General features: G+C 42.5%; 25 protein-coding genes and 1 other annotated feature. All 25 genes read left to right on the forward strand.

Features of this window, described 5'->3' with window-relative positions; all coding sequences use genetic code 11:
• Positions 1–84 precede the first annotated feature (84 nt).
• The 25 genes from rplK (at position 85) to rplN (ending at position 22,314) form a co-directional block, all read left to right on the forward strand.
• Positions 85–510: a 50S ribosomal protein L11 gene (gene rplK, locus NST56_RS00655; protein WP_003156430.1), complete on the forward strand. Its 426-nt coding sequence runs from the start codon at positions 85–87 to the stop codon at positions 508–510.
• A gap of 94 nt (positions 511–604) precedes the next feature.
• The gene (rplA, locus tag NST56_RS00660) at positions 605–1,303 is read left to right on the forward strand and encodes a 50S ribosomal protein L1 (protein ID WP_003225765.1); all 699 of its coding nucleotides are present in this window, start codon (positions 605–607) and stop codon (positions 1,301–1,303) included.
• A 48-nt stretch (positions 1,304–1,351) separates the two neighbouring features.
• Positions 1,352–1,491: a sequence feature (ribosomal protein L10 leader region), on the forward strand.
• Between the two features lie 64 nt (positions 1,492–1,555).
• A complete protein-coding gene (gene rplJ, locus NST56_RS00665) occupies positions 1,556–2,056 on the forward strand; it encodes a 50S ribosomal protein L10 (protein WP_010332762.1) in 501 nt (166 codons plus the stop codon).
• A gap of 44 nt (positions 2,057–2,100) precedes the next feature.
• Positions 2,101–2,472 carry a 50S ribosomal protein L7/L12 gene (gene rplL / locus NST56_RS00670; RefSeq protein ID WP_003156436.1) on the forward strand — a complete coding sequence of 124 codons (372 nt, stop codon included), beginning with the start codon at positions 2,101–2,103 and terminating at the stop codon, positions 2,470–2,472.
• Between the two features lie 90 nt (positions 2,473–2,562).
• Positions 2,563–3,168, forward strand: coding sequence for a class I SAM-dependent methyltransferase (locus NST56_RS00675; protein WP_106021663.1), 606 nt, complete (start codon positions 2,563–2,565; stop codon positions 3,166–3,168).
• Between the two features lie 245 nt (positions 3,169–3,413).
• Positions 3,414–6,995 (forward strand): DNA-directed RNA polymerase subunit beta, encoded by a 3,582-nt coding sequence (gene rpoB / locus NST56_RS00680; RefSeq protein WP_010332764.1) that lies wholly within the window; start codon positions 3,414–3,416, stop codon positions 6,993–6,995.
• Between the two features lie 61 nt (positions 6,996–7,056).
• Entirely contained in the window at positions 7,057–10,656 is a 3,600-nt protein-coding gene (gene rpoC / locus NST56_RS00685) for a DNA-directed RNA polymerase subunit beta' (protein ID WP_268447480.1), read from the forward strand.
• Between the two features lie 178 nt (positions 10,657–10,834).
• On the forward strand, positions 10,835–11,083 hold the full coding sequence (locus NST56_RS00690) for a 50S ribosomal protein L7ae-like protein (protein ID WP_010332766.1): 249 nt from the start codon (positions 10,835–10,837) through the stop codon (positions 11,081–11,083).
• A 114-nt stretch (positions 11,084–11,197) separates the two neighbouring features.
• Entirely contained in the window at positions 11,198–11,614 is a 417-nt protein-coding gene (gene rpsL, locus NST56_RS00695; RefSeq protein ID WP_003156445.1) for a 30S ribosomal protein S12, read from the forward strand.
• A 41-nt stretch (positions 11,615–11,655) separates the two neighbouring features.
• Positions 11,656–12,126, forward strand: coding sequence for a 30S ribosomal protein S7 (gene rpsG, locus NST56_RS00700; protein ID WP_003225784.1), 471 nt, complete (start codon positions 11,656–11,658; stop codon positions 12,124–12,126).
• Between the two features lie 52 nt (positions 12,127–12,178).
• Entirely contained in the window at positions 12,179–14,257 is a 2,079-nt protein-coding gene (gene fusA, locus NST56_RS00705; protein ID WP_010332767.1) for an elongation factor G, read from the forward strand.
• A gap of 119 nt (positions 14,258–14,376) precedes the next feature.
• Positions 14,377–15,567, forward strand: a complete 1,191-nt coding sequence (tuf, locus tag NST56_RS00710; protein ID WP_010332768.1) for an elongation factor Tu — start codon at positions 14,377–14,379, stop codon at positions 15,565–15,567.
• A 92-nt stretch (positions 15,568–15,659) separates the two neighbouring features.
• A complete protein-coding gene (locus NST56_RS00715; protein WP_339179313.1) occupies positions 15,660–16,601 on the forward strand; it encodes an alpha/beta hydrolase in 942 nt (313 codons plus the stop codon).
• A gap of 256 nt (positions 16,602–16,857) precedes the next feature.
• On the forward strand, positions 16,858–17,166 hold the full coding sequence (gene rpsJ, locus NST56_RS00720) for a 30S ribosomal protein S10 (RefSeq protein ID WP_003156464.1): 309 nt from the start codon (positions 16,858–16,860) through the stop codon (positions 17,164–17,166).
• A 39-nt stretch (positions 17,167–17,205) separates the two neighbouring features.
• Positions 17,206–17,835, forward strand: a complete 630-nt coding sequence (gene rplC, locus NST56_RS00725; protein WP_010332770.1) for a 50S ribosomal protein L3 — start codon at positions 17,206–17,208, stop codon at positions 17,833–17,835.
• A 27-nt stretch (positions 17,836–17,862) separates the two neighbouring features.
• Positions 17,863–18,486, forward strand: coding sequence for a 50S ribosomal protein L4 (gene rplD / locus NST56_RS00730; protein ID WP_003242004.1), 624 nt, complete (start codon positions 17,863–17,865; stop codon positions 18,484–18,486).
• Positions 18,486–18,773: a 50S ribosomal protein L23 gene (gene rplW, locus NST56_RS00735; RefSeq protein WP_003225793.1), complete on the forward strand. Its 288-nt coding sequence runs from the start codon at positions 18,486–18,488 to the stop codon at positions 18,771–18,773. Before rplD ends, rplW begins: the two co-directional genes overlap by 1 nt.
• A 31-nt stretch (positions 18,774–18,804) precedes the next feature.
• Positions 18,805–19,638, forward strand: a complete 834-nt coding sequence (gene rplB / locus NST56_RS00740; protein ID WP_010332771.1) for a 50S ribosomal protein L2 — start codon at positions 18,805–18,807, stop codon at positions 19,636–19,638.
• Between the two features lie 57 nt (positions 19,639–19,695).
• On the forward strand, positions 19,696–19,974 hold the full coding sequence (gene rpsS / locus NST56_RS00745) for a 30S ribosomal protein S19 (protein WP_003156472.1): 279 nt from the start codon (positions 19,696–19,698) through the stop codon (positions 19,972–19,974).
• Between the two features lie 16 nt (positions 19,975–19,990).
• Positions 19,991–20,332 (forward strand): 50S ribosomal protein L22, encoded by a 342-nt coding sequence (rplV, locus tag NST56_RS00750; RefSeq protein ID WP_010332772.1) that lies wholly within the window; start codon positions 19,991–19,993, stop codon positions 20,330–20,332.
• Positions 20,333–20,335: 3 nt separating this feature from the next.
• Positions 20,336–20,992: a 30S ribosomal protein S3 gene (gene rpsC / locus NST56_RS00755; protein WP_010332773.1), complete on the forward strand. Its 657-nt coding sequence runs from the start codon at positions 20,336–20,338 to the stop codon at positions 20,990–20,992.
• Between the two features lies 1 nt (position 20,993).
• Positions 20,994–21,428, forward strand: coding sequence for a 50S ribosomal protein L16 (gene rplP / locus NST56_RS00760; protein WP_003225801.1), 435 nt, complete (start codon positions 20,994–20,996; stop codon positions 21,426–21,428).
• Positions 21,418–21,618: a 50S ribosomal protein L29 gene (gene rpmC / locus NST56_RS00765; protein WP_003156482.1), complete on the forward strand. Its 201-nt coding sequence runs from the start codon at positions 21,418–21,420 to the stop codon at positions 21,616–21,618. Before rplP ends, rpmC begins: the two co-directional genes overlap by 11 nt.
• A gap of 22 nt (positions 21,619–21,640) precedes the next feature.
• A complete protein-coding gene (gene rpsQ, locus NST56_RS00770; protein WP_003178345.1) occupies positions 21,641–21,904 on the forward strand; it encodes a 30S ribosomal protein S17 in 264 nt (87 codons plus the stop codon).
• A gap of 41 nt (positions 21,905–21,945) precedes the next feature.
• Positions 21,946–22,314, forward strand: coding sequence for a 50S ribosomal protein L14 (gene rplN, locus NST56_RS00775; RefSeq protein ID WP_003225805.1), 369 nt, complete (start codon positions 21,946–21,948; stop codon positions 22,312–22,314).
• Positions 22,315–22,320: the final 6 nt, after the last annotated feature.

Genomic DNA, 22,320 nt, shown 5'->3' on the forward strand with positions numbered 1-22,320 from the left:
ATTTCATCATTCATATAAAGAATGAAACCTTGAGTGGGAGGGTTTACCCTATTACCACATCACGGACTTAAGGAGGTGTGTCTCGTGGCTAAAAAAGTAGTAAAAGTTGTAAAATTGCAAATTCCTGCTGGAAAAGCTAACCCAGCGCCGCCAGTTGGACCTGCACTAGGTCAAGCCGGTGTTAATATCATGGGATTCTGTAAGGAGTTTAACGCTCGTACAGCTGACCAAGCTGGTTTAATCATTCCTGTTGAAATTTCGGTTTACGAAGACCGTTCATTTACATTTATTACAAAAACTCCACCTGCTGCAGTATTGCTTAAAAAAGCAGCTGGAATTGAGTCTGGTTCTGGTGAACCAAACCGTAATAAAGTGGCAACCGTTAAGCGCGATAAAGTACGCGAAATCGCTGAAACGAAAATGCCTGACTTAAACGCAGCAGACGTTGAAGCGGCAATGCGCATGGTTGAAGGTACTGCACGCAGTATGGGTATTGTAATCGAGGATTAATTTGTTTCTTGTCGGGTTGCGAGTTTTCACAAGTTCGCAACCCTTATTCGTGGGAGGTTATTCCGCTATAACCACATAAGGAGGAAATTTTAAAATGGCTAAAAAAGGTAAAAAGTACGCAGAAGCTGCTAAGCTTGTAGATCGTGCGAAAGCTTACGATGTTTCTGAAGCAGTAGCTCTCGTTAAAAAAACAAACACAGCTAAATTCGACGCTACAGTTGAAGTTGCATTCCGTCTAGGGGTTGACCCTCGTAAAAACGACCAGCAAATCCGCGGAGCAGTTGTGCTTCCAAACGGAACTGGTAAAACTCAGCGCGTTCTCGTTTTCGCAAAAGGCGAAAAAGCGAAAGAAGCTGAAGCTGCTGGTGCAGATTACGTTGGAGATACTGACTACATCAACAAAATTCAACAAGGCTGGTTCGATTTCGATGTAATCGTAGCTACACCTGACATGATGGGTGAAGTTGGTAAAATCGGTCGTGTGCTTGGACCAAAAGGTTTAATGCCAAACCCTAAAACTGGTACAGTTACTTTCGAAGTTGAAAAAGCAATCGGCGAAATCAAAGCTGGTAAAGTTGAATACCGCGTAGATAAAGCTGGAAATATCCATGTTCCTATCGGTAAAGTTTCTTTCGAGGATGAAAAACTTGTTGAGAACTTCACAACAATGTATGATACAATCCTGAAGGCAAAACCTGCTGCAGCAAAAGGTGTTTACGTGAAAAACGTTGCTGTAACTTCTACTATGGGACCTGGTGTCAAAGTAGACGCTTCAACTTTCAACGTAAAATAATATTTGACATGACATCAACATTCTGATATGATTCAAAATGTTGTAAAATATAATATATCATTTATACCGTAGACAGTAGGGGCTTAACAGCTTAATATCCTACCGAGGTGTATATTATCACAGCTATTACGTTACGTATGCTTGTATATACAGCCTCCATGTCTCATGGAGGCTTTTTATATGGAATCCGTTTCTCAGTCGTGATCACCTGACGGTATAAGTGTTACACAAGAATCTACAGGAGGTGTAACCATGAGCAGCGCAATTGAAACAAAAAAAGTTGTTGTTGAAGAAATTACTTCTAAATTAAAAGAAAGCAAATCAACGATCATCGTTGATTACCGCGGACTTAACGTTTCTGAAGTAACAGAACTTCGTAAACAGCTTCGTGAAGCTAACGTTGAGTTCAAAGTTTACAAAAACACAATGACTCGCCGTGCGGTTGAACAAGCTGAACTTGATGGTTTGAATGATGTCTTAACTGGACCGAATGCAATTGCATTCAGTACTGAGGATGTTGTCGCTCCAGCTAAAGTGATTAACGAGTTTGCTAAACAGCATGAAGCTCTTGAAATCAAAGCTGGCGTTATCGAAGGTAAAGTTTCTACTGTTGAAGAAGTGAAAGCTCTTGCTGAACTTCCATCACGCGAAGGCTTGCTTTCTATGTTGCTTAGCGTACTTCAAGCTCCAGTTCGTAACCTTGCTCTTGCTGCAAAAGCTGTGGCAGATCAAAAGGAAGAACAAGGCGCTTAATCTAATCAGTTTTTAAAAATCAAAACAAAATGGAGGAATTACAAATGGCTTTAAATATCGAAGAAATCATTGCTTCCGTTAAAGAAGCAACTGTACTTGAATTGAACGACCTAGTAAAAGCAATCGAAGAAGAATTTGGCGTAACTGCTGCTGCTCCTGTAGCTGTAGCTGGCGGAGCTGCTGCTGGCGGAGCTGCTGAAGAGCAAAGCGAATTCGACCTTATCCTTGCTGGTGCAGGTTCACAAAAAATCAAAGTTATCAAAGTTGTACGTGAAATCACTGGTCTTGGCTTGAAAGAAGCTAAAGAACTTGTTGACAACACTCCAAAACCTCTTAAAGAAGGTATTGCTAAAGAAGAAGCTGAAGAGCTTAAAGCTAAACTTGAAGAAGTTGGCGCTTCTGTAGAAGTTAAGTAATCTTCAATTGCCTGTAGGGGAAGCTCGCTTTTATGAGGCGGGCTTTTTCTTTGCCATTCTTTAAGTAATGAAAAAAAGGAGGTTCTAATAATGAGTGAGCACTATTATTCAGAAAAACCTTCAGTAAAAAGCAACAAACAAACATGGTCTTTTAGGCTTCGAAACAAGGAGTTTACGTTTACCAGTGACAGCGGTGTTTTTTCTAAAAAAGAAGTCGATTTTGGCTCACGCCTGCTGGTCGAATCATTTGAAGAGCCTGAAGTTGAGGGCAGCTTTTTAGATGTAGGCTGCGGCTATGGCCCGATTGGATTATCGCTGGCTAGTGACTTTAAAGACCGGACCATCCACATGATTGATGTTAATGAAAGAGCCGTAGAGTTATCAAATGAAAATGCAGAACGAAACGGGATAACAAACGTTGAGATTTACCAAAGCGATTTGTTTTCAAACGTAGACTCTGCTCAAACATTTGCTTCTATTCTTACAAATCCCCCAATCCGAGCCGGAAAAAAAGTTGTCCATGCTATCTTTGAGAAAAGCGCTGAACACTTAAAAGCTTCAGGTGAATTGTGGATCGTCATACAGAAAAAACAAGGTGCGCCTTCTGCCATTGAAAAGCTTGAGGAACTGTTCGAAGAAGTTTCTGTCGTTCAAAAAAAGAAAGGCTATTATATCATAAAAGCAAAAAAAGTTTGACTCGGTATTTTGGCTATGTTAATATTATAAAATGCCAATGTATATATTTAGATTGATATGATGAAATGTCAATATCTATGTATAAATTATACAAGTATGGAAATGCTAATAAAATCGGTATTTGTTTTTGGATGTGGTTTTCTTAATTAGAAACCCTTTTTTCTTTTGTCTTGTAAAAGTGTTTTCTTTCTTTGAAAGAGATGCTTATTACACATATAATACGCATGATTTGAGGGGTGAATCAGTTGACAGGTCAACTAGTTCAGTATGGACGACACCGCCAGCGCAGAAGCTATGCTCGCATTAGCGAAGTGTTAGAATTACCAAATCTCATTGAAATTCAAACCTCTTCTTATCAGTGGTTTCTTGATGAGGGTCTTAGAGAGATGTTTCAAGACATATCGCCAATTGAGGATTTCACTGGTAACCTCTCTCTTGAGTTCATTGATTACAGTTTAGGGGAGCCTAAATATCCAGTAGAGGAATCAAAAGAACGTGATGTGACTTACTCAGCTCCGCTAAGAGTGAAGGTTCGTTTAATTAACAAAGAAACTGGAGAGGTAAAAGACCAAGATGTCTTCATGGGTGATTTCCCTATTATGACAGATACAGGTACTTTTATCATAAACGGTGCGGAACGCGTTATCGTTTCCCAGCTTGTTCGGTCTCCAAGTGTATATTTCAGTGGTAAAGTAGACAAAAACGGTAAAAAAGGTTTTACCGCAACTGTCATTCCAAACCGTGGCGCATGGTTAGAATACGAAACTGATGCGAAAGATGTTGTTTATGTACGCATTGATCGCACACGTAAGTTGCCGGTTACGGTTCTTTTGCGTGCTCTCGGCTTCGGCTCCGATCAAGAGATTCTTGATCTCGTAGGAGAAAACGAATACCTGCGAAATACGCTTGATAAAGATAACACAGAAAACAGCGATAAAGCGCTGCTTGAAATCTACGAGCGCCTCCGTCCTGGAGAGCCGCCTACAGTGGAAAATGCGAAGAGCTTGCTTGATTCTCGTTTCTTTGATCCGAAACGATACGATCTTGCCAATGTAGGACGCTATAAAATTAATAAAAAGCTTCATATTAAAAATCGCCTCTTTAATCAGAGACTTGCTGAAACGCTTGTTGATCCTGAAACAGGAGAAATCCTGGCTGAAAAAGGTCAGATTCTTGATAGAAGAACACTTGATAAAGTACTGCCATACTTAGAAAACGGAATCGGCTTCAGAAAGCTGTATCCGAACGGCGGTGTTGTTGAGGACGAAGTAACGCTTCAATCCATTAAAATCTTTGCTCCTACTGATCAAGAAGGAGAACAGGTTATTAATGTCATCGGCAATGCTTACGTTGAAGAAGAGATTAAAAACATTACACCTGCTGATATTATTTCTTCTATCAGCTACTTCTTCAACTTGCTGCACGGAGTAGGCGACACAGATGATATTGACCATCTTGGAAACCGCCGTTTACGTTCTGTAGGTGAACTTCTCCAGAACCAATTCCGTATCGGTTTAAGCCGTATGGAGCGTGTGGTTCGTGAGAGAATGTCAATTCAAGATACGAATACAATTACACCTCAGCAGCTGATCAATATTCGTCCTGTTATTGCGTCCATTAAAGAGTTCTTTGGAAGCTCTCAGCTTTCTCAATTCATGGACCAGACGAACCCGCTTGCTGAATTAACACATAAGCGCCGTCTGTCGGCTCTTGGACCGGGCGGATTGACACGTGAGCGTGCCGGAATGGAAGTGCGTGACGTTCACTACTCCCACTATGGCCGTATGTGTCCGATTGAAACGCCTGAGGGACCGAACATCGGTTTGATCAACTCACTATCATCATATGCAAAAGTAAACCGTTTTGGCTTTATTGAAACGCCATATCGCCGCGTTGATCCTGAAACAGGAAAAGTGACGCCAAGAATCGATTACTTAACTGCTGATGAAGAAGATAACTACGTTGTCGCTCAGGCAAATGCCCGACTCGATGACGAAGGTGCGTTTGTGGATGACAGCATTGTAGCCCGTTTCCGCGGAGAGAACACCGTTGTTCCTAGAAACCGTGTTGATTACATGGATGTATCGCCTAAGCAGGTAGTTTCTGCTGCGACAGCATGTATCCCGTTCCTAGAAAACGATGACTCGAACCGTGCCCTAATGGGAGCGAACATGCAGCGTCAGGCTGTGCCTTTGATGCAGCCGGAAGCGCCATTTGTAGGAACTGGTATGGAATACGTATCAGGTAAAGACTCTGGTGCCGCTGTTATTTGTAAACACCCTGGTATCGTTGAACGTGTAGAAGCGAAAAACGTTTGGGTTCGCCGCTATGAAGATGTAGACGGTCAAAAAGTAAAAGGAAATCTGGATAAATACAGCTTGCTGAAATTTGTCCGCTCTAACCAAGGTACTTGCTACAACCAGCGTCCGATCGTAAGTGTCGGCGATGAAGTGGTAAAAGGAGAAATCCTTGCTGACGGTCCTTCTATGGAGCTTGGTGAACTTGCACTTGGCCGTAACGTAATGGTCGGCTTTATGACATGGGATGGCTACAACTATGAGGATGCCATCATCATGAGTGAACGCCTTGTGAAAGATGATGTTTATACATCTATTCACATTGAAGAATATGAATCAGAAGCACGAGATACAAAACTTGGGCCTGAAGAAATCACTCGCGATATTCCAAACGTCGGTGAAGATGCGCTTCGCAATCTTGATGACCGTGGAATTATCCGTATCGGGGCAGAAGTAAAAGACGGAGATCTTCTTGTTGGTAAAGTAACGCCTAAGGGTGTAACAGAACTTACTGCAGAAGAGCGCCTTCTTCACGCCATCTTTGGTGAAAAAGCCCGCGAGGTTCGTGATACTTCTCTTCGTGTGCCTCACGGCGGCGGCGGAATTATTCACGATGTTAAAGTCTTCAACCGTGAGGACGGAGACGAACTTCCTCCAGGTGTAAACCAGTTAGTGCGCGTATATATCGTTCAGAAACGTAAAATTTCTGAAGGGGATAAAATGGCCGGTCGTCACGGTAACAAAGGTGTTATCTCTAAGATTCTTCCTGAAGAAGATATGCCTTATCTTCCTGACGGCACACCAATTGATATCATGCTTAACCCGCTGGGCGTACCATCACGTATGAACATCGGGCAGGTATTAGAGCTTCACATGGGTATGGCCGCTCGTTACCTCGGCATCCACATTGCGTCACCGGTATTTGACGGAGCGCGTGAAGAGGATGTTTGGGAAACACTTGAAGAAGCCGGAATGTCTCGTGACGCTAAAACTGTTCTTTACGACGGACGTACCGGAGAGCCGTTTGATAACCGTGTATCTGTTGGTATCATGTACATGATTAAACTGGCTCACATGGTTGACGATAAACTTCATGCACGCTCTACAGGTCCTTACTCACTTGTTACGCAGCAGCCTCTTGGCGGTAAAGCTCAATTTGGCGGACAGCGTTTTGGTGAGATGGAGGTTTGGGCACTTGAAGCTTACGGTGCAGCGTACACTCTTCAAGAGATTCTGACTGTTAAGTCTGATGACGTGGTTGGACGTGTGAAAACATACGAAGCCATTGTTAAAGGCGACAACGTTCCTGAACCTGGTGTTCCGGAATCATTCAAAGTATTAATTAAAGAACTTCAAAGTTTAGGTATGGATGTGAAAATCCTTTCTAGCGATGAAGAAGAAATAGAAATGAGAGATTTAGAAGACGAAGAAGATGCAAAACAAGCTGACGGCCTGGCGTTATCAGGTGATGAAGAGCCGGAAGAAACAGCATCTGCAGACGTTGAACGCGATGTAGTAACAAAAGAATAATCTCTAGTTATAAAGGCAAGTGACATCGGTTAATCCGAAGATAAAAAGGGAGGTAGGCCCCTTGCTAGATGTGAACAATTTTGAGTATATGAACATCGGTCTTGCTTCACCGGATAAAATCCGTTCATGGTCTTTTGGTGAAGTGAAAAAGCCTGAAACGATAAACTATCGTACGTTAAAACCTGAAAAGGACGGTCTATTCTGCGAACGCATTTTCGGACCGACTAAGGACTGGGAATGTCATTGCGGGAAGTACAAGCGAGTTCGTTATAAAGGCGTAGTTTGTGACCGCTGCGGAGTTGAAGTAACACGGGCTAAAGTCCGTCGTGAGAGAATGGGGCACATTGAACTGGCTGCCCCAGTTTCCCACATTTGGTATTTCAAAGGTATTCCAAGCCGTATGGGTCTTGTGTTGGATATGTCGCCTCGTGCATTGGAAGAAGTTATTTACTTTGCTTCTTATGTTGTAACTGATCCGGCAAATACACCGCTTGAAAAGAAACAGCTTCTATCTGAAAAGGAATACCGTGCGTATCTTGATAAGTACGGCAATAAGTTCCAAGCATCTATGGGTGCTGAAGCGATTCATAAACTTCTTCAAGATATCGATCTTGTAAAAGAAGTTGATATGTTAAAAGAAGAGCTGAAAACATCTCAAGGACAGCGTCGTACTCGTGCGATCAAACGCCTTGAAGTGTTAGAAGCCTTCCGTAACTCAGGAAACAAGCCTTCTTGGATGATCCTAGATGTGCTTCCTGTTATTCCTCCTGAGCTCAGACCGATGGTTCAGCTTGATGGCGGACGTTTTGCGACTTCTGATTTGAACGACCTTTATCGTCGTGTCATCAACCGTAACAATCGTTTGAAACGCCTTTTAGACCTTGGTGCGCCTAGCATTATCGTTCAAAACGAAAAGCGTATGCTTCAAGAGGCTGTCGATGCTTTAATTGACAACGGCCGTCGCGGACGCCCTGTAACAGGTCCTGGTAACAGACCATTAAAATCTCTTTCTCATATGCTGAAAGGGAAGCAAGGACGTTTCCGTCAAAACCTTCTTGGTAAACGTGTCGATTACTCCGGACGTTCTGTAATCGTCGTTGGTCCTCATTTGAAAATGTACCAATGCGGATTACCGAAGGAAATGGCGCTCGAACTTTTCAAACCTTTCGTTATGAAAGAGCTTGTTGAAAAGGGTCTTGCTCACAACATTAAGAGTGCGAAACGTAAAATTGAGCGCGTACAGCCTGAAGTATGGGATGTACTAGAATCAGTTATCAAGGAGCATCCGGTACTTCTGAACCGTGCCCCTACGCTTCACAGATTAGGTATCCAAGCGTTTGAACCAACACTTGTTGAAGGACGCGCAATCCGTCTTCACCCGCTCGTATGTACAGCTTATAACGCTGACTTTGACGGTGACCAAATGGCGGTTCACGTACCATTATCTGCAGAAGCTCAAGCTGAAGCACGCATCTTGATGCTTGCCGCTCAAAACATCTTGAACCCTAAAGATGGTAAACCGGTTGTAACACCGTCTCAGGATATGGTACTGGGTAACTATTACCTGACTCTAGAGCGTGCCGGTGCTGTCGGTGAAGGTATGGTCTTCAAGAATACGGATGAAGCGCTTCTTGCTTATCAAAACGGATATGTTCATCTTCATACGAGAGTGGCTGTTGCAGCGAACTCCCTTAAGAACGTGACATTTACCGAAGAGCAGCGCTCAAAATTGTTAATTACAACTGTCGGTAAACTGGTCTTCAATGAAATTCTTCCAGAATCATTCCCTTACATGAATGAACCAACGAAGAGCAACATTGAAGAGAAAACACCTGACCGTTTCTTCTTAGAAAAAGGTGCCGATGTAAAAGCTGCCATCGCACAGCAGCCAATCAATGCACCGTTTAAAAAAGGTATTCTGGGTAAAATCATCGCGGAAATCTTTAAACGATTCCACATTACGGAAACGTCTAAAATGCTTGACCGCATGAAAAACCTAGGTTTCAGATATTCAACAAAAGCTGGTATTACAGTTGGGGTTTCTGACATCGTCGTTCTCGATGATAAACAAGAAATTCTTGAAGAAGCACAAGGCAAAGTTGATAACGTTATGAAGCAGTTCCGCCGTGGTCTGATCACTGAAGAAGAACGCTATGAGAGAGTCATCTCTATCTGGAGTTCTGCAAAAGATGTTATCCAAGGCAAACTGATGAAATCACTTGATGAGCTCAACCCGATCTACATGATGAGTGACTCTGGTGCCCGTGGTAACGCGTCTAACTTTACTCAGCTTGCCGGAATGCGCGGCCTGATGGCCAACCCGGCTGGACGTATCATTGAGTTACCAATCAAATCTAGTTTCCGTGAAGGTCTGACAGTATTGGAGTACTTTATCTCCACTCACGGTGCGCGTAAAGGTCTTGCCGATACCGCCCTTAAAACTGCTGACTCAGGTTACCTTACACGCCGTCTTGTTGACGTTGCACAGGATGTTATCATTCGTGAAACTGATTGTGGAACTGACCGAGGCATCCTTGCTCAACCGCTTAGAGAAGGCACTGAAATCATTGAGCGCTTAGAAGAACGCTTAATCGGCCGTTTTGCAAGAAAACAAGTGAAACATCCTGAAACAGGTGAAGTGCTTGTAAACGAAAACGAACTGATTGATGAGGATAAAGCGATTGAAATTGTAGAAGCCGGCATTGAAGAAGTGTGGATCCGTTCTGCCTTCACATGTAATACGCCTCATGGTGTATGTAAACGATGCTATGGCCGAAACCTTGCGACTGGTACCGATGTAGAAGTCGGTGAAGCAGTCGGCATCATCGCTGCCCAATCAATCGGTGAGCCTGGTACACAGTTAACAATGCGTACATTCCATACAGGCGGGGTTGCAGGAGACGATATCACACAAGGTCTTCCGCGTATCCAAGAGCTTTTCGAAGCGCGTAATCCAAAAGGTCAGGCAACAATTACCGAAATCGACGGTACAGTCGTTGAAATCAATGAAGTTCGCGACAAACAGCAGGAAATTGTGGTTCAAGGCGCAGTTGAAACACGCTCTTATACGGCACCATATAACTCCCGCTTAAAAGTAGCGGAAGGAGATAAAATTACTCGCGGCCAAGTGCTGACAGAAGGTTCAATCGATCCGAAAGAACTTCTTAAAGTGACTGACCTGACTACTGTTCAAGAGTATCTTCTTCATGAGGTTCAAAAGGTTTACCGTATGCAGGGTGTTGAAATCGGCGATAAACACGTAGAAGTAATGGTTCGCCAAATGCTTCGTAAAGTACGTGTGATTGATGCCGGTGATACTGATGTGCTTCCTGGCTCATTACTTGATATTCACCAATTTACTGAAGCGAACAAAAAGGTATTGCTGGAAGGCAAACGTCCTGCTACAGGCCGTCCTGTCTTACTCGGTATTACCAAAGCTTCTCTTGAAACGGATTCATTCTTATCTGCTGCTTCCTTCCAGGAGACAACACGTGTCCTTACAGACGCAGCGATCAAAGGTAAGCGTGATGAACTTCTCGGCCTGAAAGAGAATGTTATCATCGGTAAGCTTGTTCCGGCTGGTACTGGAATGATGAAATACCGAAAAGCAAAACCTGTTTCAAATGTTCAATCGACTGAGGACATGATTCCGGTTGAATAACTGATATTATGCTGCTGAGAGACTGCAAAACAGTCTTTCAGCAGTCATATTCAAATAAAAAAATCACTCTATGAGAAGATAGAAACTAAAAAATGTCATACCTTGTTGACATTCGTCTCCTAGAATGATAATATAACCAAGGTGCTCGAATAAACCTGTTACTTTGGAGGATATGTTTATGTCTTATGATAAAGTATCACAGGCCAAATCAATTATTATTGGTACGAAGCAAACAGTGAAAGCTCTAAAACGAGGTTCAGTAAAGGAAGTAGTCGTTGCAATAGACGCAGATCCTATTCTTACGTCAAGTGTAATAACACTAGCGAAAGATCAAGGGATTGCTGTCTCAATGGTTGAATCCATGAAAAAGCTCGGCAAAGCCTGCGGAATTGAAGTAGGAGCAGCAGCTGTTGCCATTATGTTATAACGTACTTTTTGTTTTTGCGTGAGATTTATTCTTGTGTAAAGACATTGTTTTTTGCCTATTGATGAACCACCTGGGTATGTGGGTTATAAAACGTAATGAAGGGAGGAACAAAACATGCCTACAATTAATCAGCTAATTCGCAAAGGACGCGTGAGTAAAGTAGAAAACTCAAAGTCTCCTGCACTTAACAAAGGATACAACAGCTTTAAAAAAGAGCACACTAATGTATCTTCTCCACAAAAACGCGGGGTATGTACTCGTGTTGGTACAATGACACCGAAAAAACCGAACTCAGCACTTCGTAAATATGCTCGTGTTCGTTTAACTAACGGAATTGAGGTTACTGCCTACATTCCTGGTATCGGTCACAACCTGCAAGAGCACAGTGTTGTACTTATCCGCGGCGGACGTGTAAAAGACTTACCAGGGGTACGTTACCACATCGTTCGTGGTGCGCTTGACACTGCTGGAGTTGAAAACCGTGCGCAAGGCCGTTCTAAATACGGTACGAAACGTCCTAAAGCAAAATAATAAACGAATAAACGTATAATTTGAGAAGGGAGGATATTCAGATGCCACGTAAAGGTCCTGTAGCAAAAAGAGACGTTTTACCTGATCCGATTTACAACTCTAAGCTTGTATCTCGTCTAATCAACAAAATGATGATCGACGGTAAAAAAGGTAAGTCTCAAACAATCCTATACAAGTCATTCGATATCATTAAAGAACGTACTGGCAATGATGCAATGGAGGTTTTCGAACAAGCATTGAAAAACATCATGCCTGTACTTGAAGTAAAAGCACGCCGTGTAGGTGGTGCGAACTACCAAGTTCCTGTAGAAGTTCGTCCTGAACGTCGTACTACTCTTGGACTTCGCTGGTTAGTTAACTACGCTCGTCTTCGCGGAGAAAAAACGATGGAAGAGCGTTTAGCTAACGAAATCCTTGACGCAGCTAACAACACTGGTGCTGCTGTTAAGAAACGTGAAGATACGCATAAGATGGCTGAAGCAAACAAAGCATTTGCTCACTATCGTTGGTAGGATTTATATACTAAAAAACACAATTTCCCAATAAGGAAGGAGAAATTACCCAATGGCAAGAGAGTTCTCCTTAGACAAAACTCGTAATATCGGGATCATGGCTCACATTGATGCCGGTAAAACGACTACTACAGAACGTATCTTGTTCTATACTGGTCGTATCCACAAAATTGGTGAAACTCATGAAGGAGCTTCACAAATGGACTGGATGGAGCAGGAACAAGAGCGTGGTATCACAATCACTTCCGCTGCGACAACTGCACAGTGGAAAGGATACCGCGTAAACATCATCGATACTCCAGGACACGTAGACTTCACAGTTGAAGTTGAACGTTCTCTTCGTGTACTTGATGGTGCTGTTGCTGTACTTGACGCACAGTCTGGCGTTGAGCCTCAAACAGAAACTGTTTGGCGTCAAGCAACAACTTACGGAGTACCGCGTATCGTTTTCGTTAACAAAATGGACAAAATCGGTGCAGACTTCCTTTACTCTGTAGGAACTTTAAGAGATCGTCTTCAAGCTAACGCTCATGCAATTCAATTGCCGATCGGTGCTGAAGACAACTTCGAAGGTATCATTGATCTAGTAGAAAACGTTGCGTATTTCTACGAAGATGACCTTGGAACTCGTTCTGACGCGAAAGAAATCCCTGAAGAGTACAAAGAGCAAGCTGAAGAGCTTCGCAACAGCCTCATTGAAGCTGTATGTGAGCTTGATGAAGAGCTTATGGACAAATACCTTGAGGGTGAAGAAATCACTATTGACGAGTTAAAAGCAGGTATCCGTAAAGGTACATTAAATGTTGAATTCTACCCTGTTCTTGTTGGTTCTGCCTTCAAAAACAAAGGTGTTCAATTAGTACTTGATGCTGTTCTTGACTACCTTCCTGCACCAACAGACGTTGCTGCAATCAAAGGTATACGTCCTGATACAAATGAAGAGATTGAGCGTCATTCTTCTGATGAAGAGCCATTCTCTGCACTAGCATTTAAAGTTATGACTGACCCTTACGTTGGTAAGCTGACGTTCTTCCGTGTGTACTCTGGAACACTTGATTCTGGTTCATACGTGAAAAACTCAACTAAAGGCAAACGTGAGCGTGTTGGACGTATCCTTCAAATGCACGCCAACAGCCGTGAAGAAATCTCTACTGTATATGCAGGAGATATCGCAGCTGCTGTAGGTCTAAAAGATACTTCTACTGGAGATACTCTATGTGACGAAAAGGATCTAGTTATCCTTGAATCAATGGAATTCCCAGAACCAGTTATCGACGTTGCAATTGAGCCTAAATCAAAAGCTGACCAAGATAAAATGGGTATCGCTTTAGCAAAACTTGCTGAAGAGGATCCAACTTTCCGTACTCAAACAAACCCGGAAACTGGTCAGACAATCATCTCTGGTATGGGTGAGCTTCACCTTGATATCATTGTTGATCGTATGAAGCGTGAATTCAAAGTAGAAGCTAACGTTGGTGCACCTCAAGTTGCGTACCGTGAAACATTCCGTTCCGGTGCAAAAGTTGAAGGTAAATTCGTACGTCAGTCTGGTGGACGCGGTCAGTTCGGTCACGTTTGGATTGAATTCGAACCAAACGAAGAAGGCGCTGGCTTTGAATTCGAAAATGCGATTGTCGGTGGGGTTGTTCCTCGTGAATACATCCCAGCTGTTCAAGCAGGTCTAGAAGATTCACTTGAAAATGGTGTATTAGCTGGATTCCCGCTTATCGACATTAAAGCAAAACTTTTTGATGGTTCTTACCATGATGTTGACTCAAACGAAATGGCATTTAAAGTTGCTGCTTCTATGGCATTGAAAAATGCAGTCAGCAAATGTAACCCAGTTCTTCTTGAACCAATCATGAAAGTAGAAGTGGTTATTCCTGAAGAATACATGGGAGACATCATGGGTGATGTTACTTCTCGTCGCGGACGCGTAGAAGGTATGGAAGCTCGCGGTAACGCGCAAGTTGTTCGTGCGATGGTTCCTCTTGCTGAAATGTTCGGTTACGCTACTGCCCTTCGTTCTAACACGCAAGGTCGCGGTACGTTCACTATGCACATGGATCACTACGAAGAAGTGCCGAAGAGCATTGCTGAAGAAATTATCAAAAAAAATAAAGGCGAATAATTGATTTTGCCTCTTAACTCAAGTATAACTACTATTGTAAGATGAGGAAGTGAAAGCTTTCTTTCACTTCCTATCACTCTATACATTACTAATTAAAAGCTCTTAAGGAGGATTTTAGAATGGCTAAAGAAAAATTCGACCGTTCCAAATCACATGCCAATATCGGTACAATTGGACACGTTGACCATGGTAAAACAACTTTAACTGCTGCTATCACAACAGTACTTCATAAGAAATCTGGTAAAGGTACAGCTATGGCGTACGATCAAATTGATGGTGCACCAGAAGAACGTGAGCGCGGTATCACAATCTCTACTGCACACGTTGAGTATGAAACTGAAACTCGTCACTATGCACACGTTGACTGCCCAGGACACGCTGACTATGTTAAAAACATGATCACTGGTGCTGCGCAAATGGACGGAGCTATCCTAGTAGTATCTGCTGCTGATGGCCCAATGCCACAAACTCGTGAGCACATCCTTCTTTCTAAAAACGTTGGTGTACCATACATCGTTGTATTCTTAAACAAATGCGACATGGTAGACGACGAAGAGCTTCTTGAACTAGTTGAAATGGAAGTTCGCGATCTTCTTAGCGAATATGACTTCCCTGGTGATGATGTACCAGTTATCAAAGGTTCTGCTCTTAAAGCTCTTGAAGGAGATGCTGAGTACGAAGCTAAAATCTTCGAACTTATGGATGCAGTTGATGAGTACATCCCAACTCCAGAACGTGACACTGAAAAACCATTCATGATGCCAGTTGAGGACGTATTCTCAATCACTGGTCGTGGAACAGTTGCTACTGGACGTGTAGAACGCGGACAAGTTAAAGTCGGTGACGAAGTTGAAATCATCGGTCTTCAAGAAGAAAACAGCAAAACAACTGTTACTGGTGTTGAAATGTTCCGTAAGCTTCTTGATTACGCTGAAGCTGGAGACAACATTGGAGCCCTTCTTCGCGGTGTAGCTCGTGAAGATATCCAACGTGGTCAAGTACTTGCTAAACCAGGTACAATCACTCCACACAGCAAATTCAAAGCTGAAGTTTACGTTCTTTCTAAAGAAGAGGGTGGACGTCATACTCCATTCTTCTCTAACTACCGTCCTCAGTTCTACTTCCGTACAACTGACGTAACTGGTATCATCCATCTTCCAGAAGGCGTAGAAATGGTTATGCCTGGAGATAACACTGAAATGAACGTTGAGCTTATCTCTACAATCGCTATCGAAGAAGGAACTCGTTTCTCTATTCGTGAAGGCGGACGTACTGTTGGTTCAGGCGTTGTTTCTACAATCACTGAGTAATAGTATATTGAAAACGAGGCCCTTTGGGTCTCGTTTTTTTTATGCTTTTTTGTTTTATAATAAGGTTTATTCTATTTGAGGAGCTATGGGTTATGAGTGAAAACACATCAATTTCTTTCATGAAAGAACTGAGAATCGATAATACGAAGCAAATGCTCATGATCAATGGAAATGATATATCGAACCCATTGCTGCTTTTCTTACATGGTGGACCCGGAGCATCCCAAATCGGATTTATCAGGAACTTTCAAAGGGAACTGGAACAGCACTTTACAGTTGTAAATTGGGATCAAAGGGGTTCAGGTCTTTCCTATACTAAACAAATTCCACAAAGTTCAATGACAATCAGTCAAATCATTAAAGACACGATTCAAGTTACTGAATGGCTCTTAGATCATTTTTCAAAAACAAAAGTGTACCTTGCAGGACACTCCTGGGGATCGCTGCTGGCTCTTCATGTACTGCAAGAGAGGCCGGATCTTTTTCACGCTTACTATGGAATCAGTCAGGTCACTAATACTCAGCTGGAAGAAAAAATGGCCTATCATTCTGTATGTAATTCAAATCGCTTTCTATCATTAACCTTAGGTTTACTTGGCCCGCCACCTTGGAACAAGAAGATTCATCATTTCATCTTTCGAGTCTGCATTGAATTGAGCAGGGGAGGATTCACTCATCATCGCCGACACATTCTTACAGTATTGTGTCAATTGCTTGCTGGCAATGAGTATGGAATAAAAAACATCTCTCGTTTCATCAGAGGACATCGTTTCAGTGCGAAGAATTTATCTGATGATTTACATCGTTTTGATGCTTTCAAATCAGTTTCTTCTATTAAAGTACCGTGTTTCTTCATTTCAGGCAGTCATGATTTGATCGTTCCTGCTGAAATATCGAAACAGTATTATCGATTTGTTGATGCTCCTGAAAAGCACTGGCATTATTTTAAAAACTCCGCCCACACGCCGCATATCGAGGAGCCTTCATTATTTGCCAATACTCTGAGTAAACACGCAGTGTACCACAAAAAATAGAAGAAAATTCCCTTATTCACTCGCTTCTTGATAAATAAGAAAAACACATGTATAATACTAAAAGTGTGCAAATCATGCATATTCTAAATAAGTCTTGCAACATACGTCTATTTTCTGTATAATGGTGTATGTTGGTCTTTGACTGCGATGAAGTGAGAGGTTGCTGACACACCCGGCCGCTTTGCCATGGCAAGGTGTTCAGGTTTTTCTCACGGAGAACTGTCTAACGTGAAGTAGGCGAAAAGGAGGGAAAATAATGGCAAAACAAAAAATTCGTATTCGTTTGAAAGCATATGATCATAGAATCCTTGATCAATCTGCAGAGAAGATTGTTGAAACGGCAAAACGTTCTGGTGCCAGCGTATCTGGTCCGATTCCGTTGCCAACTGAAAAATCAGTTTACACAATCCTGCGTGCGGTGCACAAATACAAAGATTCTCGTGAGCAATTTGAAATGCGTACACATAAACGTTTAATCGACATTGTGAACCCAACACCACAAACTGTTGATGCACTCATGCGATTAGACTTACCATCTGGTGTCGATATTGAAATTAAACTTTAATTCTAAAATATAGAATGATCTTAATAGGAGGTGTGACGAATGACCAAAGGAATCTTAGGAAGAAAAATTGGTATGACGCAAGTATTCGCTGAAAATGGTGATCTTATTCCGGTAACTGTTATTGAGGCTGCTCCGAACGTTGTTCTTCAAAAGAAATCAGCTGAAAACGATGGCTACGAAGCAATCCAGCTTGGTTTTGACGACAAGCGTGAAAAGCTTTCTAACAAACCTGAAAAAGGACACGTTGCAAAAGCGGAAACTGCTCCTAAGCGCTTCGTAAAAGAATTACGCGGAGTGGAAATGGATGCGTATGAAGTTGGTCAGGAAGTCAAGGTTGAAATTTTCTCTGCTGGAGAAATTGTAGATGTAACAGGAGTATCTAAAGGTAAAGGTTTCCAAGGTGCAATCAAGCGCCACGGACAATCTCGCGGACCTATGTCTCACGGTTCACGCTACCACCGTCGTCCTGGTTCAATGGGACCTGTAGATCCTAACCGTGTATTCAAAGGTAAATTATTACCTGGACGTATGGGCGGAGAGCAAATCACTGTTCAAAACCTTGAAATCGTAAAAGTTGATGCAGAACGCAATCTTCTTTTGATCAAAGGTAACGTGCCTGGTCCGAAAAAATCTTTAATCACTGTTAAAAGTGCTGTTAAATCTAAATAACTCTCTTAGGAAAGGAGGAAATTGATCATGCCAAAAGTAGCATTATACAACCAAAACGGTTCTACTGCTGGTGACATCGAATTAAACGCTTCTGTATTTGGAATTGAGCCAAATGAAAGTGTTGTATTCGACGCTATTCTTATGCAAAGAGCTTCCTTACGTCAAGGATCTCATAAAGTAAAAAATCGTTCTGAAGTACGCGGCGGAGGTCGTAAACCATGGCGTCAAAAAGGTACTGGACGTGCCCGTCAAGGTTCTATCCGTTCACCGCAATGGCGCGGAGGTGGTGTCGTATTCGGCCCAACACCACGCAGCTATTCTTATAAATTACCTAAAAAAGTTCGCCGCTTGGCAATCAAATCAGTATTGTCTTCTAAAGTGAACGACAACAATATCATCGTTCTTGAAGATCTTACTCTTGATACGGCTAAAACAAAAGAAATGGCAGCTATCCTTAAAGGGTTATCTGTTGAGAAAAAAGCTTTAATCGTAACTGCGGATGCTAACGAAGCAGTGGCTTTATCTGCTCGCAACATTCCTGGAGTTACTGTAGTTGAAGCGAACGGAATCAACGTTTTAGACGTTGTCAACCACGAGAAGCTTCTGATTACAAAAGCAGCGGTTGAAAAAGTAGAGGAGGTGCTTGCATAATGAAAGATCCTCGTGATGTTCTAAAGCGCCCCGTCATTACTGAACGTTCGGCTGATTTAATGGCTGAAAAGAAATATACTTTTGAAGTTGATGTAAGAGCTAACAAAACAGAAGTGAAAGACGCGGTTGAAAGCATCTTTGGTGTGAAAGTTGACAAAGTCAACATCATGAACTACAAAGGTAAATCAAAACGTGTCGGACGCTACACTGGTATGACTAGCCGTCGCAGAAAAGCGATCGTGAAACTTACTGCAGACAGCAAAGAAATCGAAATTTTTGAAGCTTAATTATCTGTAAAAAGAAGGAGGGAAATTCAAAATGGCGATTAAAAAGTATAAACCGACCTCTAATGGACGTCGTGGCATGACAACTTCAGATTTTGCTGAAATCACGACTGACAAGCCGGAAAAATCCTTGCTTGCTCCCCTTCACAAAAAAGGCGGACGTAACAACCAAGGTAAATTGACTGTACGTCACCAAGGTGGCGGACATAAACGCCAATACCGTGTTATCGATTTTAAACGCGATAAAGATGGTATACCTGGACGCGTTGCTACAGTTGAATACGATCCAAACCGTTCAGCTAACATCGCTCTAGTCAACTATGCAGACGGAGAAAAACGTTACATTCTTGCTCCTAAAGGAATTCAAGTGGGTACTGAAATCATGTCAGGTCCAGAAGCTGACATCAAAGTAGGTAATGCACTACCACTTATCAACATCCCTGTTGGTACAGTTGTGCATAACATTGAATTAAAACCTGGTAAAGGCGGACAGCTTGTACGTTCAGCTGGTACATCTGCTCAGGTTCTTGGTAAAGAAGGCAAATACGTTCTTGTACGTCTTAACTCTGGAGAAGTTCGCATGATTCTTTCTGCTTGCCGTGCTTCTATCGGTCAAGTAGGTAACGAACAGCATGAACTTATCAACATTGGTAAAGCTGGACGTTCTCGCTGGAAAGGCATCCGTCCAACAGTTCGTGGTTCTGTAATGAACCCTAACGATCACCCACACGGTGGTGGTGAAGGACGTGCGCCAATCGGACGTAAATCACCAATGTCTCCATGGGGCAAACCAACTCTTGGATTCAAGACACGTAAGAAAAAGAACAAATCTGATAAATTTATCGTACGTCGTCGTAAAAATAAATAACGGGGTTGTCTACGGTTCATATCGGACCGTAGTGCAATCACGAAGGGAGGTTCCAAAATGGCTCGCAGCTTGAAAAAAGGACCATTTGTCGATGGACACTTGATGACAAAAATCGAGAAATTAAATGAAACTGACAAGAAACAAGTCGTTAAAACTTGGTCTCGTCGTTCTACTATTTTCCCACAGTTTATTGGTCACACAATCGCAGTCTATGACGGACGTAAACACGTGCCTGTATTCATCTCTGAAGATATGGTAGGGCACAAGTTGGGTGAATTCGCTCCAACTCGTACGTACAAAGGTCATGCTAGTGATGACAAAAAAACAAGACGCTAAGAGAGGAGGCTTTTAAATGCAAGCTAAAGCTGTTGCAAGAACAGTCCGTATTGCTCCTCGTAAAGCACGTCTAGTAATGGACCTGATTCGAGGCAAGCAAGTAGGTGAAGCAGTGTCAATCTTGAACCTAACACCGAGAGCTGCTTCTCCAATTATCGAGAAAGTATTAAAATCCGCTATTGCAAATGCTGAGCATAACTACGAAATGGACGCTAATAGCCTGGTTATTACTCAAGCATTCGTTGATGAAGGCCCTACGTTAAAAAGATTCCGCCCACGTGCTATGGGACGTGCGAGCCAAATCAACAAACGTACGAGCCACATTACAATCGTTGTATCAGAAAAGAAGGAGGGATAAGTAGTGGGTCAAAAGGTAAATCCAGTCGGTCTTCGTATCGGAGTCATTCGTGATTGGGAATCTAAGTGGTACGCTGGTAAAGATTACGCTGACTTCCTGCACGAAGATTTAAGAATTCGTGAATACATTAGCAAACGACTTTCTGACGCTTCTGTTTCTAAAGTTGAAATCGAACGCGCAGCAAATCGTGTTAACATTACGATCCACACAGCTAAGCCTGGTATGGTTATCGGTAAAGGCGGTTCTGAAGTTGAAGCACTTCGTAAAGCCCTTAACAGCCTAACTGGCAAGCGTGTACACATTAACATTCTTGAAATCAAAAGAGCAGATCTTGATGCACAACTAGTTGCTGACAACATCGCTCGTCAATTAGAAAACCGTGTTTCTTTCCGCCGTGCGCAGAAGCAACAAATCCAACGCACAATGCGTGCTGGAGCACAAGGTGTGAAAACAATGGTTTCTGGTCGTCTTGGCGGTGCAGATATCGCTCGTTCTGAATACTACAGTGAAGGAACTGTTCCATTGCACACATTACGTGCGGACATTGACTATGCAACATCTGAAGCTGACACTACTTATGGTAAGCTTGGTGTGAAAGTCTGGATCTATCGTGGAGAGGTTCTTCCTACTAAGAAGAAAACTGAGGAAGGAGGAAAATAATATGTTATTACCTAAACGCGTTAAATATCGCAGAGAGCATCGCGGAAAAATGCGTGGCCGTGCGAAAGGCGGTACTGAAGTACATTTCGGTGAGTTCGGTATCCAAGCTCTAGAAGCTTCTTGGATCACTAACCGTCAAATCGAAGCTGCCCGTATTGCGATGACTCGTTACATGAAACGTGGCGGTAAAGTTTGGATCAAAATTTTCCCTTCTAAACCTTACACTGCTAAACCACTAGAGGTACGTATGGGATCCGGTAAAGGGGCTCCAGAAGGTTGGGTAGCTGTTGTAAAACCGGGCAAAGTTTTATTTGAAATTTCTGGTGTATCTGAAGAGGTTGCTCGTGAAGCGCTTCGTCTTGCATCTCACAAATTGCCAATTAAAACGAAGTTCGTAAAACGTGAAGAAATTGGTGGTGAATCAAATGAAAGCTAATGAAATTCGTGACCTTACCACTGCTGAAATTGAACAAAAAGTAAAGTCTCTTAAAGAAGAACTTTTCAATCTTCGCTTTCAATTAGCGACAGGACAACTTGAAAATACTGCTCGCATTCGTGAAGTGCGCAAAGCTATCGCGCGCATGAAAACTGTGATTCGTGAAAGAGAAATTGCTGCTAATAAATAATCACTGAGGGGAGGTCGTGAGCATGAGCGAACGTAACCAACGCAAAGTTTACCAAGGCCGTGTTGTTTCTGACAAAATGGATAAAACCATCACTGTTGTTGTTGAAACATACAAGAAACATTCACTTTACGGTAAACGCGTAAAATACTCAAAGAAATTCAAAGCACATGATGAAAATAATCAAGCGAAAATCGGTGACATCGTAAAGATCATGGAAACTCGTCCATTGTCTGCAACTAAACGTTTCCGTCTAGTTGAAGTTGTCGAAGAAGCTGTTATTATCTAATAAAGTTCGGAATTCTTCTTTCCGAAGGGAGGTAACAAAAAATGATTCAACAAGAGACTCGTTTAAAAGTAGCTGACAACTCTGGCGCACGTGAAGTACTTACTATTAAAGTTCTTGGTGGTTCTGGTCGTAAAACAGCTAATATTGGTGATGTAATTGTTTGCACGGTTAAACAAGCAACACCAGGAGGCGTTGTCAAAAAAGGTGAAGTCGTAAAAGCTGTTATCGTTCGCACTAAAAGTGGAGCGCGCAGAAGTGACGGTTCATACATCAGCTTCGATGAGAATGCATGTGTTATCATCCGTGACGACAAGAGCCCGCGTGGAACTCGTATCTTCGGACCAGTTGCTCGTGAATTGCGTGAAAACAACTTTATGAAAATTGTTTCTCTAGCTCCAGAAGTTATCTAATGAAAT

The sequence above is a fragment of the Bacillus sp. FSL R5-0560 genome (assembly GCF_037966305.1).
In the GTDB taxonomy this organism is placed as follows: Bacteria; Bacillota; Bacilli; order Bacillales; family Bacillaceae; genus Bacillus; species Bacillus mojavensis.

Bases quoted from the DNA above. Each gene is read 5' to 3' on its own strand.
- rpsQ (WP_003178345.1), top strand. From the start codon at position 21,641: ATGAGCGAACGTAACCAACGCAAAGTTTACCAAGGCCGTGTTGTTTCT.
- rplL (WP_003156436.1), top strand. From the start codon at position 2,101: ATGGCTTTAAATATCGAAGAAATCATTGCTTCCGTTAAAGAAGCAACT.
- NST56_RS00675 (WP_106021663.1), top strand. From the start codon at position 2,563: ATGAGTGAGCACTATTATTCAGAAAAACCTTCAGTAAAAAGCAACAAA.
- rplW (WP_003225793.1), top strand. From the start codon at position 18,486: ATGAAAGATCCTCGTGATGTTCTAAAGCGCCCCGTCATTACTGAACGT.
- rpmC (WP_003156482.1), top strand. From the start codon at position 21,418: ATGAAAGCTAATGAAATTCGTGACCTTACCACTGCTGAAATTGAACAA.
- NST56_RS00715 (WP_339179313.1), top strand. From the start codon at position 15,660: ATGAGTGAAAACACATCAATTTCTTTCATGAAAGAACTGAGAATCGAT.
- tuf (WP_010332768.1), top strand. From the start codon at position 14,377: ATGGCTAAAGAAAAATTCGACCGTTCCAAATCACATGCCAATATCGGT.
- rplJ (WP_010332762.1), top strand. From the start codon at position 1,556: ATGAGCAGCGCAATTGAAACAAAAAAAGTTGTTGTTGAAGAAATTACT.
- rpsJ (WP_003156464.1), top strand. From the start codon at position 16,858: ATGGCAAAACAAAAAATTCGTATTCGTTTGAAAGCATATGATCATAGA.
- rpsG (WP_003225784.1), top strand. From the start codon at position 11,656: ATGCCACGTAAAGGTCCTGTAGCAAAAAGAGACGTTTTACCTGATCCG.
- rplP (WP_003225801.1), top strand. From the start codon at position 20,994: ATGTTATTACCTAAACGCGTTAAATATCGCAGAGAGCATCGCGGAAAA.
- rplC (WP_010332770.1), top strand. From the start codon at position 17,206: ATGACCAAAGGAATCTTAGGAAGAAAAATTGGTATGACGCAAGTATTC.
- rplA (WP_003225765.1), top strand. From the start codon at position 605: ATGGCTAAAAAAGGTAAAAAGTACGCAGAAGCTGCTAAGCTTGTAGAT.
- rpsL (WP_003156445.1), top strand. From the start codon at position 11,198: ATGCCTACAATTAATCAGCTAATTCGCAAAGGACGCGTGAGTAAAGTA.
- NST56_RS00690 (WP_010332766.1), top strand. From the start codon at position 10,835: ATGTCTTATGATAAAGTATCACAGGCCAAATCAATTATTATTGGTACG.
- rplV (WP_010332772.1), top strand. From the start codon at position 19,991: ATGCAAGCTAAAGCTGTTGCAAGAACAGTCCGTATTGCTCCTCGTAAA.
- fusA (WP_010332767.1), top strand. From the start codon at position 12,179: ATGGCAAGAGAGTTCTCCTTAGACAAAACTCGTAATATCGGGATCATG.
- rplB (WP_010332771.1), top strand. From the start codon at position 18,805: ATGGCGATTAAAAAGTATAAACCGACCTCTAATGGACGTCGTGGCATG.
- rplD (WP_003242004.1), top strand. From the start codon at position 17,863: ATGCCAAAAGTAGCATTATACAACCAAAACGGTTCTACTGCTGGTGAC.
- rpsS (WP_003156472.1), top strand. From the start codon at position 19,696: ATGGCTCGCAGCTTGAAAAAAGGACCATTTGTCGATGGACACTTGATG.
- rplN (WP_003225805.1), top strand. From the start codon at position 21,946: ATGATTCAACAAGAGACTCGTTTAAAAGTAGCTGACAACTCTGGCGCA.